Genomic DNA, 15716 nt, shown 5'->3' on the forward strand with positions numbered 1-15716 from the left:
ATTGTGCCAGCGAACGGAGAAGGAGCACCTGATGCACAACGGCACACCTGTCACGGTTCTGGGCCTTGGACTGATGGGCGGCGCCCTCGCCGAGGCGTTCCTGCGTGCGGGACACCCGACGACCGTGTGGAACCGCACGCCGGCCAAGGCCGACGGTCTCGTGGCTCGGGGCGCGATGCTCGCACCGTCCCCGGGGGCCGCGATCGCGGCATCCCCGCTCGTGGTGGTCTGCGTATCCGACGACGACGCCGTGGCGGATGTCCTCCACGGACCGCTCGACGGTCGCGTCGTGGTGAACCTGACCTCGGGCACGCCCTCGGGCGCCAGAGAGCTCGCCGCTGAGGTGGTGCGCCGCGGCGGTGGTTACCTCGACGGCGGGGTCATGGCCGTCCCGGAGGCAGTCGGCACGGCTGACGCCGTGCTCGCCTACAGCGGGCCGCGACCGCTGTACGACGCCCACGCGTCGACCCTCGGCAGTCTCGGCACGGGCCTCCACCTCGGAGAGGACCCCGGCCTCGCAGCCACACACGAGATGGCCACCCTCGTCCTGATGTGGAGCATGCTCGACGGCTTCCTCAACGGCGTCGCGATCCTCGGCCCGGCCGGTGTGTCCGCCACGGCGTACCTCCCCGTCGCGCAGACCGCGATCGACATGGTGGCAGGCTGGCTCCCGGGCTACGCGCGACAGGCCGACGACGGCGTCCACCCGGCCGACGACGGCACCGTGGACACCCACCTGACGGCAATGACGCAAGTGGTCCAGGAGAGCGAGCTGCTCGGCGTCAACTCCGAGCTTCCGAGGCTCATCAGGGCACTGGCGGAGCGAGCGGCGACCGCCGGCCACGGCGGTAGCGGCTACACAGCCCTGGTGGAACAGTTCCGCAAACGGTGATTCGCTCGCGCGGCGGCCGGGCCCGGACTCGGGCCGGCCCGGCACTGCCGGCCGACCGCCGGTACCGGACCGTGATCGGAGGGCTCGACGAACACTCCGCCCGGCGGTTCTTCTATCCCCAGCGCGCCCTGAGAGCGTGCATCGATCGAGCCCCGGGCGTACTGCTTGGTGCCGGAAGCCGATCGGCGGCATGATCGTGGCCATGTCTGAGCTGCCTTCCCGCCTTTCTGTGGTGACCCTCGGCACCCGTGACCTGCCGAGGTTGCGCCGGTTCTACCGTGCTCTGGGATGGGAGGAGATCCCCTCCAGCGACGATGAGTGGGCGGGTTTCCTGCTCGGTGGCGTGCTGCTGGCGTTGTACCCGGTGGATGAGCTGGCAGCCGAGGCGGCGACCGCGATCCCGTCTCCCGCTGTGTGGTCGGGCATCACGCTCGCCTGCAATGTGGACAGCCCTCAACAGGTGGATGCTGCCTTCACGAGCGCGGTGGCGGCGGGTGCCGTCGCAGTGGCTGATCCGGTGGACCGCCCGTGGGGTGGCCGGTCGGCGTACATCGCCGACCCGGAAGGCAATCGCTGGGAGATCGCCTGGGCATCCCGTGCGAGGTTTGACGACCGTGGCGCGCTGACCGGTTTCGGAAGCTGAGGATCCGTGCTCGTCACAGCCACTCGTTGGTGGCCGCGACGGGAACGGTTGCCTCGTGGCGGACCACGAGCTCGTCGTACCTCGTTGCCACGGCCCGGTATCTCCCGGCTCGGTCGACGCCGCACTCGAACAACACGGCGCCAGAACCCCAGCCGGGGTCTTCGCCTTCGATCGATCAACCCCTGACCACTGTCGACAACGCCCGTGATCAATACACCTGGCCCTCGGCCCACATGCGCAGCAGCGCTTCGCGCTCCTCCGGGGGCGGGGTCGTGTCGTCCGCCTGCTCGCGGCGCCAGGCGAGCAGGTCACCGACCCGGGCTCCGCCGCCGGCGATCCGGTCCAGGAGAGTCCGGGAGAGCGCGAACTCCGCCGGCGAGTAGATCCCGCCGACGGCGGAGGCGTAGAAGCTCAGTTCCGCGGTGCGGTCTGCCGTCTCCACCCGCAGAGTGCAGGAGGGGGGTTCGTCGGCGTCGCCGGTCACCGCCGCGTACAGCGCCCCGAGGGTCAGGGCCACCCGGCGGCGTGCGACGGAGCGCACCTTCACGTCGCGGATCTCGACCCGCCGCACCTCGTCCCAGCTCCAGGACGGGTCGGGGGCGTTCCCCAGGCCCTGGACTCCGTCCTCCGTCAGCCGCACCCCGGATGTCGGGCCGATCGGCTCGGCCCCCAGATGGACCGACTCCTCGGTGATCCAGAACAGGCCGACCATGGCCACGGGTGCCTCCAGCGAGAGCGTACGAGGGGCGTACGGCCATGCGTCCGCCGGTGTGCGTGTCGGCAGAGGGGACGACCGGGGCCGCCGCGCAGTTCCCCGCGCGGTCACCCCGGGGCCAGGTCAGCGGCGCGGCTCCCAGCGGAAGAGGCGCGAGGCGAGCGCCACGGAGGCGATGACCCAGCCGAAAGTGGGCGCGAGCAGGATCAGCGAGTCCGTGACCGCGACCCCGCCGTTCCAGGAGTCGATCAGGAGTTCGGTGGCCGAGCCGCCCGGCAGCAGCCGCTTGAGCGTGGCGAGTTCCTCGGTGCCGCTGATGCCCACCCAGCTGGCGACGGCGATGACGCCGAGGCTGACCGGCAGCGTGGTCACCTGGGCGTGCTCGGGCGAGTTCGTCAGCCCGGCGGTGGCCAGCGCCAGGGCGAGCATCATCGCCACCACGGCGAGGACCCCCACCGCCAGCAGCGCGACGTTGGCAGGACTGCCGCTCACCCCGGCCAGTGCGGCGAGGATCGCGACCACCTGGACCAGCGCGATGACGGTGGCCGGGAACACCAGGCCGGACAGAATGCTGGTGTCGCCCGCGGCGGTGGAGCGCAGCCGCTTGAGGAAGAGGTTCTGGCGGCGGGAGGCCAGGGTGGTGACCGTGGTGGTGTAGAGGCCGAAGGCCCCCACGGTGAACACCACCACCGCCGCGATGTAGCCGAGGCTCCCCAGGTCGGCGAAGACCTCGTGCTGGTAGATGAAGTAGGCGCTGACCGCCACGGGCATGATGAAACTGGTGACCAGGATCAGCCGGTTGCGGAAGATCTGGATCAGCTCGCTGAGCGCGATGGAGAGCATGGTGAAGGCGTCTTTCCGGGAAGGGTGCCGGGTGGGGGCTGGTGGTCAGTTGCTGCCGATGGCGCGGAAGACGTCGTCCAGCCGCGTCGGTCCTGCCTGGAGGTCGCGCAGTTCCACCGCGTTGTCCTCGGCCCAGCCGAGCAGGGCGTGCAGGTCCTTCTGGAGCCCGAAGGTCTCGATGACGTACCCGCCCTCGCGCTCCCCGTCGGGCCTGGCGTGGAGCGGGAGCGCCGACGCCTGTGCCGGGAGGGTGAAGCGGATGACGGCGGGCAGGGTCCGGGTCAGCTCGGCGACGGTTCCCTCCCGGTGGAAGGTGCCCTGGTGCATGAGTCCGATCCGGTCGGCCCGCTGCTGGGCTTCCTCCAGGTAGTGCGTGGTGAGCACGATGGTGGAGCCGTCCTCGCGCAGCTTGTCCACGGAGTCCCACAGATCGTCCCGGGACTGGATGTCCAGACCGGTGGTGGGCTCGTCCAGGAAGATCAGCTCGGGTGATCCGTAGATGGCGGTCGCGAAGTCCAGCCTGCGCTTCTCGCCCCCGGACAGCTGGGAGACCTTGGTGCCGGCCTTGTGCGTGAGGTCCACGATGCCCAGCACGCGTTCGGCCTTGTCGGTGCGGCGGGTGAGGTCCCCGATCAGCCGGACCGATTCGCGCACCGTCAGGTCCGGGGAGAATCCGCTCTCCTGGAGCATGATGCCCATCCGGGGCCGCACCGTGCTCCGGTCGCGCGGGCTGTGGCCGAAGACCCGTACGGTCCCCGACGTGGCGGTGCGGTGGCCCTCGATGATCTCCAGGGTGGAGGTCTTGCCGGCTCCGTTGGTGCCGAGCAGCGCGTAGAACTCTCCGCGCCCCACCTGGAAGGACAGGTCCTTCACGGCGTGGAAGTCGCCGTAGACGAGGTTCAGACGGTCGACGTCGATGACGGGTGTGGTGGTCATGCACCGATTCCATCCGGCGCGGGCCGTCCCCGGCAGTGGCGTGGTGTCATCGGCGGCGATGACGTTCCTCAGCCGAAACCCATGACACGGTGTCACTGGTGTGCCGTCCGGTCCGGCCGGAATACTGCGGACAGTGACCCCGCCGTTCGATCCCGGGAGAGCCGCACATGGGCGCCAGATCCCCGCGCATGCCGCTGATGGCCGGTATGACCGTCCTCGTCGTGGTGTGCGCGGTCTGCCTTTGACCTTGGCCAGTGTTCCGCCGTTTACGGCGGGGGTGAAGGTCATCTCAGAGCTGCTCTGACCCGCGCTGGTGCAGGGGTCCGGGGTGTCGTCCTCAGCCGGCGGGGCGCTGCTGGTTCTCGATGTACTGCTTGACGGCGGTCAGCGGTGCCCCGCCGCAGGACCCGGCGAAGTAGGAGCCGGACCAGAAGTGTCCGCCCCACAGGTACCGGCGGACGTGCGCGTCGTATTCCTGGCGGAGCCTGCGGGAGGAGACGCCCTTGAGGCTGTTGACCAGCTTGGAGAGCTGGACCTTGGGCGGGTAGTGGACGAGGAGGTGGACGTGGTCCTGTTCGCCGTTGAACTGCTTCAGCTCGGCCGCGAAGTCCGTGCAGACCTCGCGCATGATCTCCTCGCAACGGTCAGCATGACGTCGGTGAACGCCTTCCGCCGGTACTTCGTCACAAAAACCGAGTGGACATGGAGGTTGTGGACAACGTGACGTCCGGTGTGTACGTCGGGGTTTGAGTTCCAGCGTGTTGACATAAACCAATATAGTATGGTGTCGTCCATGAGTGATCATGGTGTGGAGGTGCGGCAGTTCGGGTACCGCGCCCGGCTTGCACTGTCCCCTGCCATGGCGCTCAAGGCTGACGGCCAGGCGCACGCGGCCCGCACGATGTGGAACTGCCTGCACGCGTGGTGGCAGATGATGCCGAAGGAGAAGCGCACGCTCGGATGCGCGGACGCCGCGATCCGCCAGGCCCGCCAGGAGATCGATTTCCTCGCCCTCCTTCCCGCTCAGGCCGCGCAGGCGGTGCTGAAAACGTATTTCCAGGCGTGGAAGAACTGCTGGGACGGCCGGGCGGACGCCCCGAACTTCAAGGCCCGTTTCCGCACCGCCCTGACCGTGGACGTGCCGCAGGGCCGGGATCTGAACATCGTCCGTGTCCACCGCCGGTGGGGCATGGCCAACCTGCCGAAGATCGGCCGTGTCCGCTTCCGCTGGACCAAGGACCTCCCCGTCGGCAAGCGCGCCGACAAGGACAACCGGATCACCGGTGCCCGGCTGGTCAAAGACCCGCTCGGCTGGCATATCGCCTTCCGTGTCCAGACCCTCGAACCCGTCCCCGAACCCCACCAGGGGCCGGAAACCGGCATCGACGTGGGCATCACCGTGCCCCTCGCCCTGTCCGACGGCGAGACGTACGGGCACGGTGAATGGCTGACCGTCAGGGAACAGGCCAGGCTCCTGGGCCTGGAGCAGCACGCCGCCCGCCGCAAGAAGCACCGCAAGCCCGGCGAACGCACCTCCCGTCGCCTGCACCACACCTACGACCAGATCGCAGGGCTCCGCGCGAAAGCCAAGCGCCGGGCCTCGGACTGGCAGCACAAGACCACCACCAAGATCGCCGACACGTACGGCACCGTTGTGGTGGAAGCACTCCAGATCACGAACATGGTCAAGTCCGCCAAGGGAACCGTGGACCAGCCAGGCAGGAACGTCGCCCAGAAATCCGGGCTGAACCGCTCGGTCAGCGAGGAGGCGTGGGGCCGCACGGTCACCATGCTGACGTACAAGCTCGCCCGACGGGGCGGCACCCTGGCCAAGGTCCCCGCCCCGAACACCTCCCGACGCTGCTCCGCGTGCGGCTTCACCACGCCCGGCAGCCGGGAGACCCAGGCCCTGTTCGTGTGCAGGAACCCCGACTGCGGATGGAGGGGCAACGCCGACCACAACGCAGCGCGGAACATCTTGCACCTGTACCGGACGGGCCACGCGCTCGTCCCGGCTGCCGGGAGGGCAGTCGCCAGGCGCGCTCGCCGCGTCAAGCCCGCCACCGCAAGGTAGGCAGGAATCTCCCTGCTTTGGCTGGGAGAGCACTTCAATTTCTCCACGCCCTCGACCTCGGCCTCTACCCTGACGGCATGGAGTCCCGGCTGGAGAACAACCGGTGGCCGCTGTGGACGGCGGCCGCCCTCACCGTGCCGGCCGCGCTGGCGTTCCCCCTGCTGGGGCAGATCACCCCGCGGCCCGGGGAGGACCGGTGAGCACCTTCTACCTGGCCCCGCACTCCACGATCGATCACCACGAGACGATCTCCGGGCGGCTGCGTACGCTCAACCGCGCCACCGTGCTGCCCCCGCTTACCCTCGTGGGTGTGATGCTGGTGGTCGTCGACTCCAGCACCTGGTGGGACGCCACCGTGCTGACCGTGAGCCTGGTCGTGGCCCTGGTGTTCATCGAACGCTGGGCCCGGGGCGACACCTCCCGCATCGCCCTGCCCTGTCTGGCCATCACGGCGGGGGTGTGGGCGTACGGGGCGCTGTTCGCCGGCCTCCAGACCGCGTCCTACGGCCTCACGATCGTGGGTCCCACCCTCATTCCGCAGCTGCGGCGGCACCGGGCCCTGGCGGCCGTGGTCCTGGTCGCCTTCGTCGGCGCCGTGGGCGCGGGGCGGCTGATCGTGGCCCCGCACGCCTTCTCCGAGGACCTGCTCCCGTACTTCGTCGTCCCCACCGGCGTCACGGCGATGGCCACCGGTCTCACCTTCGCCAACGAGATGTTCTACAAGCTCATGAAGGAGTCACGCGAACGCGAGGCGGAGCTGGCCGTCTTCCGGGAACGCGTGCGGTTCGCCGGCGATCTGCACGACATCCAGGGCCACACCCTGCACGTGGTGAAGCTGAAGATCGCGCTGGCCGAGAAGCTGCTGCACAGCGATGTCGGGCGCGCCGAGGAGGAGCTGCGGGAGGTACGCGCCCTGGTCGGCGACACCATCACCCAGACCAAGGAACTCGCGCACGCCGAACGGCGGCTCAACCTCTCCGTCGAGCTGGAGAACGCGAAGAACCTCTTCGAGGCCGCCGGCATCCGGGTGCGCGTGGACCGGGACCCCGGGATGGACGAGCGGACGGCGAACGAACTGCTCGGTCAGGTCCTGCGCGAGACGACCACCAACATCCTGCGGCACGCGCAGGCCACCCACGTACGGATCACCCTCGACGGATCGGGCATCACCATCGTCAACGACGGAGCGGGGACGGCTGCGCTCACCCGGCTCAGCGGACTGTCCGTCCTGCGCGAGCGGGTGGGGGACGGCGGAGGCGAGCTGACGGTCGAGCAGAAGGACGGACGCTTCCGTACGTCCGTGGCGTTCCCGGCCGTGGCGGGGGAGGAGGTCCGATGACCACCGTGGTGCTCGCCGACGACGAGGCGCTGCTGCGCAAGGCACTGGCCGCGCTGCTGGCGCTGGAGGACCGGATCACGGTGCTCGCCGAGGCGGAGGACGGCGCCTCGGCGGTACGGGCCACGCTGGAGCACCGCCCGGACGTGCTGGTCATCGATCTGGAGATGCCCGGGGTGGACGGGCTCGGCGCCGTGGAACAGATCCGCCGGGTCCGGCCGCAGCAGGTGATCCTCATGCTGACCCGGCACGCCAGGCCCGGCGTGCTGCGCAAGGCGCTGCGGCTGGGGGTGCGGGGCTTCGCCAGCAAGTCCGCCGAACCCGCTCACCTCACGGAGATCATTCACGCCCTGCACGAGGGCCGGCGGTGGATCGACCCGGACGTCTCCGCCCTCGCCGTCGTCGACGACTGCCCGCTCACCGAACGGGAGATCGACGTGCTGCGGGCGACCGGCGAGGGGTACTCGGTCGTCGACATCGCCGCCCGGCTGCACCTCGCGCAGGGCACCGTGCGCAACTACCTCTCGCACGCGATGCAGAAGACCCAGACCAGGACCCGGCACGAGGCGGCCCGGTACGCGCGCGAACACGACTGGCTGTGACCGGGCGGTGCGCCGGGGTCCTTCGGGCGCACGGTGGCGCCCGAAGGACCCGGGAGCGTCCGCCCGGCCCCGCGTGTCAGCGCGGCGGCACGCGCGGGAAGGTGTAGGTGAACCGGTCGCGGGACGCCGCCGGCTGCCGTCGATTCGGGGGGTGATTCCGGCACGCGCGGGTCCTCGCCGGTCGGGCCGGCCGGTTCAGCGGGCCCCGAAGGAGTACACGGTGGTGGAGCGGTAGGTGCCACCGGGGCGCAGCACGGTGCTGGGGAAGCCCGGTTGGTTGGGGGAGTCCGGGAAGTGCTGGGTCTCCAGGCACAGGCCGTCGCCCTGCCGGTAGAAGCGGTCGCTGGTGCCGCTCAGCGTGCCGTCCAGGAAGTTCCCGCTGTAGAACTGCACGCCGGGCTCGGTGGTGTGGACGGACATCGAGCGGCCGGAGGCGGGGTCGTCCAGGGTGGCGGCGGGGCCGGGGCGGGAGGTGATGCCCTTGTCGAGCACGAAGTTGTGGTCGTAGCCCTGTCCGTACCGCAGTTGCTGGTGGGCGGTGCGGATGTCCCGGCCCACCGGCTTGCGCCGGCGGAAGTCGAAGGGGGTCCCGGCGACGCGGGCGAGTTCGCCGGTGGGGATGAGCGTGGCGCCGACCGGGGTGTAGCGGGAGGCGGCGAGCTCCAGCCGGTGGTCGAGGACGGATCCGCTGCCCTCGCCGCTGAGGTTGAAGTAGGTGTGCTGGGTCAGGTTGACGACGGTGGGTGCGTCGGTCGTGGCGTGGTAGTCGATCCGGAAGTCCCCGTCGTCGGTGAGGGTGTAGGTGACGGTTACGTCCAGGGCGCCGGGGTACCCCATCTCGCCGTCCGGGCTCACCCGGCGCAGGGTGAGGGCGGCCGGCCCGGTGGCGGTGATGTTCCACACCCGCTTGTCGAATCCGGCGTCACCACCGTGCAGGCTGTTGGGGCCGTCATTGCGCGGGAGTTGGTGGGTACGCCCGTCGAGGGTGAAACGGCCCTCGGCGATGCGGTTGCCGTAGCGGCCGATCAGCGCGCCGAAGTAGGTGGTGGCGCTCAGGTACGGCTCCAGGGTGGCGAAGCCGAGGGAGACGTTGGCGCCGTGCCCGTGCCGGTCGGGTATGTCGAGGGTCTGCACGATGCCGCCGTAGCTGAGCACGCCGAGCCGGGTGCCGCCGCGGGCGAGGGTCCAGCGGTCGATCCGGGTGCCGTCGGGCAGCCGCCCGAAGGTCTCCCGGCGCGGGGTGGCGTCGCCCGGCCGGTGCCGACCGGCGGCCCGTGCGGTGCCGGCCTGGGCGACCCCGGCGGCGGTGGCGGCGACGCCGGCGGCGGCCGAGGTGAGAACGGTGCGTCTGTCGGGACTCATGTCGGGTGCGGCTCCTTGGAGGTGACGAGGTGTTCGCTGGAACGGCGCGCACCTCGCCGCGAACTCGGGAGCGGCTGTCACGCCGTGCCTGTCCAGAATCTCGTACGCAGTTCGAAATCCGGGGCGAACGTAGTGACGTGACGATGACCCGTCAAGAGGGTGGGGCCGGGCGAGGCGTCAGAGGGCCCGGGCAGGCGTATCGCCTCCGGAGCGTCGGGTCGTCGAGGATCACGTCGATCACCTCCGTGGGCCCCGTGACCTCGGTGACCCACAGGTCGTGGTCGGCGCACAGCACCCGCAGCCAGCCGGCCGTACCGGCCGACGCGGGAGACCAGCGGGCCGGCAGTGCGTCCGCGCCGTCGTCCCTGCGTGCGTTCTCCGGCGCCGAACCCGGACGCCCGGGTGGCCGGGGCCGGGGCGACGGCGGTCGGTGTTCGCCGCGGCATCGCGCCCGGTGACGTCGGTGACCCCTCCGGCCTGCCCGGACGGCGGGGGACGGCCCCGGTCCGGCCCCGCCCGGTCGGGTAGGCTGACGATCACCGATCAGAACCACCTCTGCCTGACGCAGAGCTGGCGCGACCGTATGGCGGCCGGATGCTCCCTTCGACGAGCTCCGGTATCTACCGCAGTTCAGCGCAAGAGGACAGCTCTCGGCGCCGCCACGGGCGCGCTACCAGGCCGCAGAAAGGCAAGGGCCGTGGTAGCCACGGTCGCACCGACGTCGACCTCCCCCCGCCCCGGATACGGACAACTGCTGCGCACGCGCGGCGCGTGGACGTTCCTGCTCCCGGGTTTCGCGGCACGCCAGCCGTTCGGCATGCTCACCCTGTCCATCGTGCTGCTCGTGCAGCACACCACCGGCTCCTACGGCGCCGCGGGCGCCGTCGCGGCCACCACCGGGGTGGCCATGGCGGTGTGCGCGCCCCTCGCGGGCCGGCTGACCGACCGGTACGGCCAGGGCGCGGTCCTGGTCCCCAGCGTCCTGCTCCACGCGCTGTCGGGACTGACCCTGACCTGGCTCGCCCTGTCCCACGCACCCCTGTGGGCGCTGTTCGCGGTGGCCGTACCGACCGGGGCCAGCGTCCCCCAGATCGGCCCCATGGTGCGGGCCCGCTGGAGTGTCCGGCTCAGGAACTCGCCGCTGGCGCCCACCGCGGCGGCCTTCGAATCCGTCACCGACGAGTTCACGTTCGTCATCGGCCCCCTGCTCGCCACCGCGCTGTGCACCGGTGTGACACCCGCCGCCGGGCTCGTCGCGGAAGCCTCGCTGACCCTGGTCGGCGGACTGCTGTTCGCGGCGCAGCGGCGCACCCAGCCACCGGTGGTCCGTGCGCGGCGGGCGCGGGCGGCACGGGGGAGCGCCATCCGGGTGCCGGGGGTGCAGGTCCTGGTCGTCGCGTTCCTCGGCATCGGATCGGTCTTCGGCGGCATGCAGGTGTCCCTCGCCGCGTTCACCGAGTCCATCGGCCGGCCCGGGCTCAACGGTGTCCTCTACGGCGTCTTCGCCGGGGGGAACATGATCGCGGGCATCGTGTGCGGCGCGATCATCTGGAAGACCGCCCCCCGGCACCGGCTGCTCGGCGCCTACGCGGCGCTCGCGCTCGCGGCGTCCTGCCTGTGGACGACGGACTCCGTCCTCGTGCTGGCCGGCCTCGGTCTCCTGGTGGGCGTGTGCATCGCCCCCGCCCTCATCACCGGCTACACCCTGGTCGGCGACATGGTGGCCGGCGGGGCGCGTACGGAGGCCTTCACCTGGCTGACGGGAGCGGTCGCACTCGGACAGGCCATCGCCGTCACCGCGGCCGGTCAGCTGGAGGACCGGCTGGGGGACGGTGCCGGATTCCTGGTCCCGATGGCGGGCACGCTGTTCGCGCTGCTCACCCTCACCGCTCTGCGGGACCGGCTCACGGTGCACGGTTCCGCTCCGGATCCTGACTGAGGGCGAAGAGACCGCTCGGGGCGCGTACGGAGGACGGCCTCCCCGCGACAGCCGTCGTTGTGCCCGATCCGTCCGCCTTTCAGTCTTCGGTAAATCCGGTTGTAGGATGACTGGGCAAGAAGCCGATAGGTCTGAAGGAGGGGCGCTCATGGCACTGCACGCCGCAGGACGGCAGTCGCTGGTGGACACGGTCGTCGAACAGCTGCGGGCGCAGCTGACCTCCGGCGAGTGGGCGGTCGGTGACCGGCTGCCCACGGAGCACGCGCTCGCCGAAACCCTCCAGGTCGGCCGGAACACGGTCCGCGAGGCCGTCCGCGTCCTGGTCCACTCGGGGATGCTCCGCTCCCGCCAGGGAGAGGGGACGTTCGTGGTCTCCGTCACGGATCCCGCGTCCGCGCTGCGCGCCGTCCAGCGATCCTCGATCCGTGACGTCCTGGAGCTGCGCACCGCGCTGGAGGCCGAAGCCGCCCGGCTCGCCGCACTGCGCCGCGAACCGGCCGACCTGGAGCGGATGCAGTCCTCCCTGGACGCACAACTGCTCCTGCGGCAGGAGAACGGCCCCGGCGCGGGGGACACCGAGCTGTACGCCGACCACGACGTGGCGTTCCACCGCGCCATCGTCGACGCGGCCCGGAACACCGCCCTGACCGCGCTGTACGACTGGTTCGCCGCGAGCGTGCGCGAGGCCCTGGTGGCCTCCCTCGCGGACCGGGAGATGGCACGGGTGAACCACGCCGATCACCGGGCGCTGCTGGACGCCATCGCCTGCGGAGACCCCGCGGCGGCGGAAGCGGCGTCCCGGGCACTGCTAGAGCGACCGCTCCGGCAGGTCGAGGAATTGCTGGCCGACGACTGACCGGCCCGGTGGCCCCCGACCGGGGCAGCACCGACAGCAACCCGCAGAACGGAAAGGTGACGCACGTTGTCACAAGCACGGCCCGGCATACCCCTGATCGATGCCGGACAGGACCTCCCCACCCCGCCACCGGCCATCCGGCCCACGCGGCGGCCGGCGCTTCCGCACCGCGGACTGGTGCTGCTGGGCATCGTCCTCGCGGCGCTCAACATGCGGGTCGCCGTGGCCGGTGTCTCCCCGCTGCTCACCGACATCGGGGACCACTTCGGGCTGTCGGCCACGGCCGGCGGGCTGGTCACCACCGTGCCGCTGGTCTTCATGGGGCTGGGGTCACTCGTGGCCCCGAGGCTGGCCGCCCGTCGCGGGACGGAGGCGGTGCTGTTCGGGGCGCTGGTGCTGCTGTGCGGGGGAATCCTGGTACGCGTCGCGCCCCCCGTGATCGCGCTGTTCGCCGGCGGGATCCTGGTCGGCGCGGCGATCGCGCTGCTCAACGTGCTGATGCCGGGGCTGATCAAGCGCGACTTCCCCGACCACGTCGCGCCCATGACGGCGCTGTACTCCACGACCATGATCCTGGGCGCGACCGTGTCCTCGGCCACCGCCGTACCGCTGGAGCGGGCGCTCGGCGGCTGGCAGGGGCCGTTTGTCTCCTGGTCGCTGCTCGCCGCGCTCTCCGCCCTGCTGTGGCTGCCCCATGTCGTCCTCGCCCGCAAGAACAGGACCCCCGCCGCGGCGGCCGGGCGGCGCCCGGCGCCGCGCCCCGGGCCGCGCCTGACCTCCCTGCCGCTGGCCTGGCAGATCACGCTGTTCATGGGGGGCCAGTCCCTGGTCGCCTATGTGGTGATCGCGTGGCTGCCCACGGTGCTGAGCGACCACGGCATGGACAAGGGGGAGGCCGGCCTGGTTTTCGCCTTCAGCACCCTGGTGCAGATGAGCGGTTCGCTCCTGGTGCCGGTGCTGGCCGGGCGCATGCGGCGCCAGCGGGCGCTGGGCGCTGTCACGGCGGGCCTGATGGCCGCGGGCGTGGCGGGTCTGCTGATCAACCCGGTGGGAGGCGCCTGGCTGTGGGCCGTACTGCTGGGCGTCGGCCAGGGCGGCACGCTGGGGCTCGCGCTCACGCTGATCGTGCTGCGCACCCGGGACGCGCACACCGCCGCCCGTCTCTCGGGGATGTCCCAGACGTGGGGCTACCTGCTGGCCTCGCTCGGCCCCTTCGTCCTGGGCGCCCTGCACCAGGCGACCGGCGGCTGGACCGTGCCGCTGACCGCCCTGTTGCTGGTGTGCTGCGGTCTGATGCTGCTGGCCCTGGGCGCGGGCCGCGACCGCCGGATCTGACCCCGCCCGGTCGACCGGGCGGGCGGTGGGCCGGCCCGCCCACCGTCACCGACAGTGGTGCTCGCACGGTGAACGCATATGCAGGTCACCGCGGTCAGTGGTGATCATTTTCTGCCTTTGACAGGCCAACTGCCCCCCGCCGCCGCGCATGGCTGTAGACATGAGCCGACAGGGCCCGGTGCCGGGCCGCGCCGCTGTGCTGCCGGACGCGGGGGAGAGGTCGAGCGGTTGCTGAACATCAACGTCGCCGTGCTGCTCGCGGTCGTCGTCCTCCTGCGGTTGCGGCGGCGGACCGAGGCCCGCAGCCGCGCCGACGAGAAGCTCACCGTGTTCCTCGTGCTGGTCCTGGGCGTGCTGCTCGCACCCACCCAGGTGGGCCAGATCCTCTTCGGCGCCGTGGAGGACCTCACGAACGGCTTCAACGCGTCAGGTCCGTGAACCTTCTCATGTGCGGAAGAGGGACTCGGTGGCCACCATCGGCCGGCGCTGGTGGGCCTGGGCGATGGTGCTGATCGGCATGGAGTCCTCGGTCTCCGAACAGGCGGCGCTGAGCACCAGGGGGCCGGGGTCGGCGGTGTGTTCGGTGAAGCTCCGGCGCAGTTCGGTCGACGGATTGCGCCGGAAAGTCACTCGAGCGCTGTCAATCGCGGGCCGGGCCCCCTTTTTTGTCACCAGCCCTGCGTGGAGCTGCCATGGCGAAATCGCCGAGCACAGCGGCGGTTTCGCGACGATTCGACGTGATGTTGGGCGGTCGCGAAGCGGAACACGTTATCGAGGTCGGCTCAATGCGTCGGAAAGCGGGCGGTGTCGGCCTTCGCGCGTCCGCCCGTGACGGTATTCCACCGCTGCGAGCTGTGGTCTTCGTTCACCGGCGCAGGTATCCGGAAAATGATGTCGGACCTGCACCGGGAATTGATGAGGGTCCGAACCGGACGTCGGGTGGATACGCGACAGGAAACAAGAAGGGTTCCCCCTTCAACCGAATCCCGGCCAGGTAAATCGTTGATTGCGGCCCCGCACACCCCTATCGCGCCGCCTCCCGATTCGGGGCCGGACACGGCAGGGACGTAGGTCGGCAGGGGCCGGGCAGAGCTCTCACCGCTGGGTGAGCAGTTCCTCGGTGACAACGGCCAGCCGGGCGGCGTTGCCCTTGTCGAACATCTTCAGACCCAGGTCCACCGGCTTGCCGCGGTCGTCCACGGTCAGCCGTGTGGCGGGCGGGTTCTCGATCCACTCGACCATCGGCGCCGCTGAGTCGGTGACCGATTTGGCGCCCACCTTGGCGTACAGCTTCACGATCGAGCGCAGCGGCTGGTTGAACTGGTTGATCGCGTCGGTCTGGGTGAATCCCGGGTGGTAGAGCACGTACTTGGCCTTGCTGGAGGGGTCCTCCGCGAAGGCGACAGCCAGCAGGTCGTTGGCCCGCCCGGCCTGGAGTTGCGCCCGCATGGTGTTGTACTTGCCGTTGAGGTGGAGGTCGTCCCAGAGCACCGCGCCGGCCTTGGTGCCGGGGCCGGCGACATTGATGATCACCGGGTCGGGCGCGGCGTCGAACTGCGGCGCCAGACCGTGCCCGAGCAGGTAACGGGCCACGTAGTACAGCGAGAACGTGGACTCAAGTCCCTCGGGGGACTCCTGACGCTTCATGTTCTGCCTGTTCGCCGTCAGCACCAGGGCGTCCACCACCGGGTACGCCTCGGCGATGCGGGCGATCACCTTGCGCACCTCGGCGATGGATCCCAGGTCGGCCTTGATGAATGCGAAGCGATCGGCCGCGCCGAGCCGTTCCGCCTGCCCCGCGAGTCCGGCGGCCTTCTCTGCGCTCCGTCCGATCACCACGACCGTATCGCCGCGCTCGAGACGGGCCAAGGCGGTGGCCCGACCCATCCCATCGGTTCCGCCCGCCACCACGATGGTTCGGGCAGAAGTGTTCCGCTGCATTGATGGACTCCCAACAAGCCAGGAACGAACATGGAGGTCGGTGAAAACCCTAGCGTCCGCCGGGCGAAACGAAAGGCCGCTTTTCATAAACCTCCTGGCCCCCCGATGGCCATCGAATGCGTAGGGGTCCTGCCAAGAAAACATAGGGATTGACCGAGGATGGACGGGAAAGTGCATCGAGGACAAGGACGTCCGTGAATCGCCGCGATTCGGCGACACCCCCATGCCCGAACCGGCCCCGG

16 protein-coding genes and 1 pseudogene are annotated in these 15716 nt (G+C 70.6%); 10 read left to right on the top strand and 7 right to left on the bottom strand.

What is annotated here, in order from left to right; all coding sequences use genetic code 11:
* Positions 1 to 31: 31 nt before the first annotated feature.
* Together H7827_RS27385 and H7827_RS27390 are read left to right on the top strand one after the other, a co-directional pair.
* Entirely contained in the window at positions 32 to 892 is an 861-nt protein-coding gene (locus tag H7827_RS27385) for an NAD(P)-dependent oxidoreductase (RefSeq protein WP_432747702.1), read from the top strand.
* A 202-nt stretch (positions 893 to 1094) separates the two neighbouring features.
* Entirely contained in the window at positions 1095 to 1535 is a 441-nt protein-coding gene (locus H7827_RS27390; RefSeq protein ID WP_432747703.1) for a VOC family protein, read from the top strand.
* Between the two features lie 208 nt (positions 1536 to 1743).
* On the opposite strand, the gene H7827_RS27395 is transcribed toward H7827_RS27390, so the two are convergent.
* From H7827_RS27395 to tnpA, 4 genes and pseudogenes are all read right to left on the bottom strand, one after another.
* A complete protein-coding gene (locus tag H7827_RS27395) occupies positions 1744 to 2247 on the bottom strand; it encodes a hypothetical protein (protein ID WP_432748066.1) in 504 nt (167 codons plus the stop codon).
* A gap of 126 nt (positions 2248 to 2373) precedes the next feature.
* On the bottom strand, positions 2374 to 3093 hold the full coding sequence (locus H7827_RS27400) for an ABC transporter permease (protein WP_432747704.1): 720 nt from the start codon (positions 3091 to 3093) through the stop codon (positions 2374 to 2376).
* 45 nt (positions 3094 to 3138) lie between these two features.
* A complete protein-coding gene (locus tag H7827_RS27405) occupies positions 3139 to 4029 on the bottom strand; it encodes an ABC transporter ATP-binding protein (protein WP_432747705.1) in 891 nt (296 codons plus the stop codon).
* Between the two features lie 337 nt (positions 4030 to 4366).
* A pseudogene (gene tnpA, locus H7827_RS27410) lies at positions 4367 to 4797 on the bottom strand (IS200/IS605 family transposase).
* A 91-nt stretch (positions 4798 to 4888) separates the two neighbouring features.
* On the opposite strand from tnpA, the gene H7827_RS27415 reads away from it, so the two are divergent.
* From H7827_RS27415 to H7827_RS27430, 4 genes are all read left to right on the top strand, one after another.
* Positions 4889 to 6103: an RNA-guided endonuclease InsQ/TnpB family protein gene (locus tag H7827_RS27415; RefSeq protein ID WP_432748067.1), complete on the top strand. Its 1215-nt coding sequence runs from the start codon at positions 4889 to 4891 to the stop codon at positions 6101 to 6103.
* A 77-nt stretch (positions 6104 to 6180) separates the two neighbouring features.
* The gene (locus tag H7827_RS27420; RefSeq protein WP_432747706.1) at positions 6181 to 6303 is read left to right on the top strand and encodes a hypothetical protein; all 123 of its coding nucleotides are present in this window, start codon (positions 6181 to 6183) and stop codon (positions 6301 to 6303) included.
* Positions 6300 to 7442 carry a sensor histidine kinase gene (locus tag H7827_RS27425; RefSeq protein WP_432747707.1) on the top strand — a complete coding sequence of 381 codons (1143 nt, stop codon included), beginning with the start codon at positions 6300 to 6302 and terminating at the stop codon, positions 7440 to 7442. The genes H7827_RS27420 and H7827_RS27425 overlap by 4 nt, the downstream gene beginning before the upstream one ends.
* Positions 7439 to 8041 carry a response regulator transcription factor gene (locus H7827_RS27430; RefSeq protein WP_030726883.1) on the top strand — a complete coding sequence of 201 codons (603 nt, stop codon included), beginning with the start codon at positions 7439 to 7441 and terminating at the stop codon, positions 8039 to 8041. The genes H7827_RS27425 and H7827_RS27430 overlap by 4 nt, the downstream gene beginning before the upstream one ends.
* 195 nt (positions 8042 to 8236) lie before the next feature.
* On the opposite strand, the gene H7827_RS27435 is transcribed toward H7827_RS27430, so the two are convergent.
* Positions 8237 to 9403: an aldose epimerase family protein gene (locus H7827_RS27435; RefSeq protein ID WP_432747708.1), complete on the bottom strand. Its 1167-nt coding sequence runs from the start codon at positions 9401 to 9403 to the stop codon at positions 8237 to 8239.
* A 697-nt stretch (positions 9404 to 10100) separates the two neighbouring features.
* Here H7827_RS27435 and H7827_RS27440 point away from each other — a divergent pair.
* The 4 genes from H7827_RS27440 to H7827_RS27455 all read left to right on the top strand — a co-directional run bounded on the left by H7827_RS27440 (position 10101) and on the right by H7827_RS27455 (position 13971).
* A complete protein-coding gene (locus H7827_RS27440; protein ID WP_432747709.1) occupies positions 10101 to 11342 on the top strand; it encodes an MFS transporter in 1242 nt (413 codons plus the stop codon).
* Positions 11343 to 11490: 148 nt separating this feature from the next.
* On the top strand, positions 11491 to 12198 hold the full coding sequence (locus H7827_RS27445; protein ID WP_432747710.1) for a FadR/GntR family transcriptional regulator: 708 nt from the start codon (positions 11491 to 11493) through the stop codon (positions 12196 to 12198).
* 66 nt (positions 12199 to 12264) lie between these two features.
* Complete coding sequence (locus tag H7827_RS27450; protein WP_432747711.1) at positions 12265 to 13533, top strand: CynX/NimT family MFS transporter; 1269 nt, start codon at positions 12265 to 12267, stop codon at positions 13531 to 13533.
* Between the two features lie 228 nt (positions 13534 to 13761).
* On the top strand, positions 13762 to 13971 hold the full coding sequence (locus tag H7827_RS27455; protein ID WP_432747713.1) for a hypothetical protein: 210 nt from the start codon (positions 13762 to 13764) through the stop codon (positions 13969 to 13971).
* A 6-nt stretch (positions 13972 to 13977) separates the two neighbouring features.
* Here the strand turns inward: H7827_RS27455 and H7827_RS27460 are convergent, their stop codons facing one another.
* The gene (locus tag H7827_RS27460) at positions 13978 to 14163 is read right to left on the bottom strand and encodes a hypothetical protein (RefSeq protein ID WP_432747714.1); all 186 of its coding nucleotides are present in this window, start codon (positions 14161 to 14163) and stop codon (positions 13978 to 13980) included.
* Positions 14164 to 14628: 465 nt separating this feature from the next.
* Positions 14629 to 15474 (bottom strand): SDR family NAD(P)-dependent oxidoreductase, encoded by an 846-nt coding sequence (locus H7827_RS27465; RefSeq protein WP_432747715.1) that lies wholly within the window; start codon positions 15472 to 15474, stop codon positions 14629 to 14631.
* Positions 15475 to 15716 lie beyond the last annotated feature (242 nt).

Origin of the sequence: Streptomyces sp. JH002, assembly GCF_050916115.1 — a bacterium.
Taxonomy (GTDB): Bacteria; Actinomycetota; Actinomycetes; order Streptomycetales; family Streptomycetaceae; genus Streptomyces; species Streptomyces xiamenensis.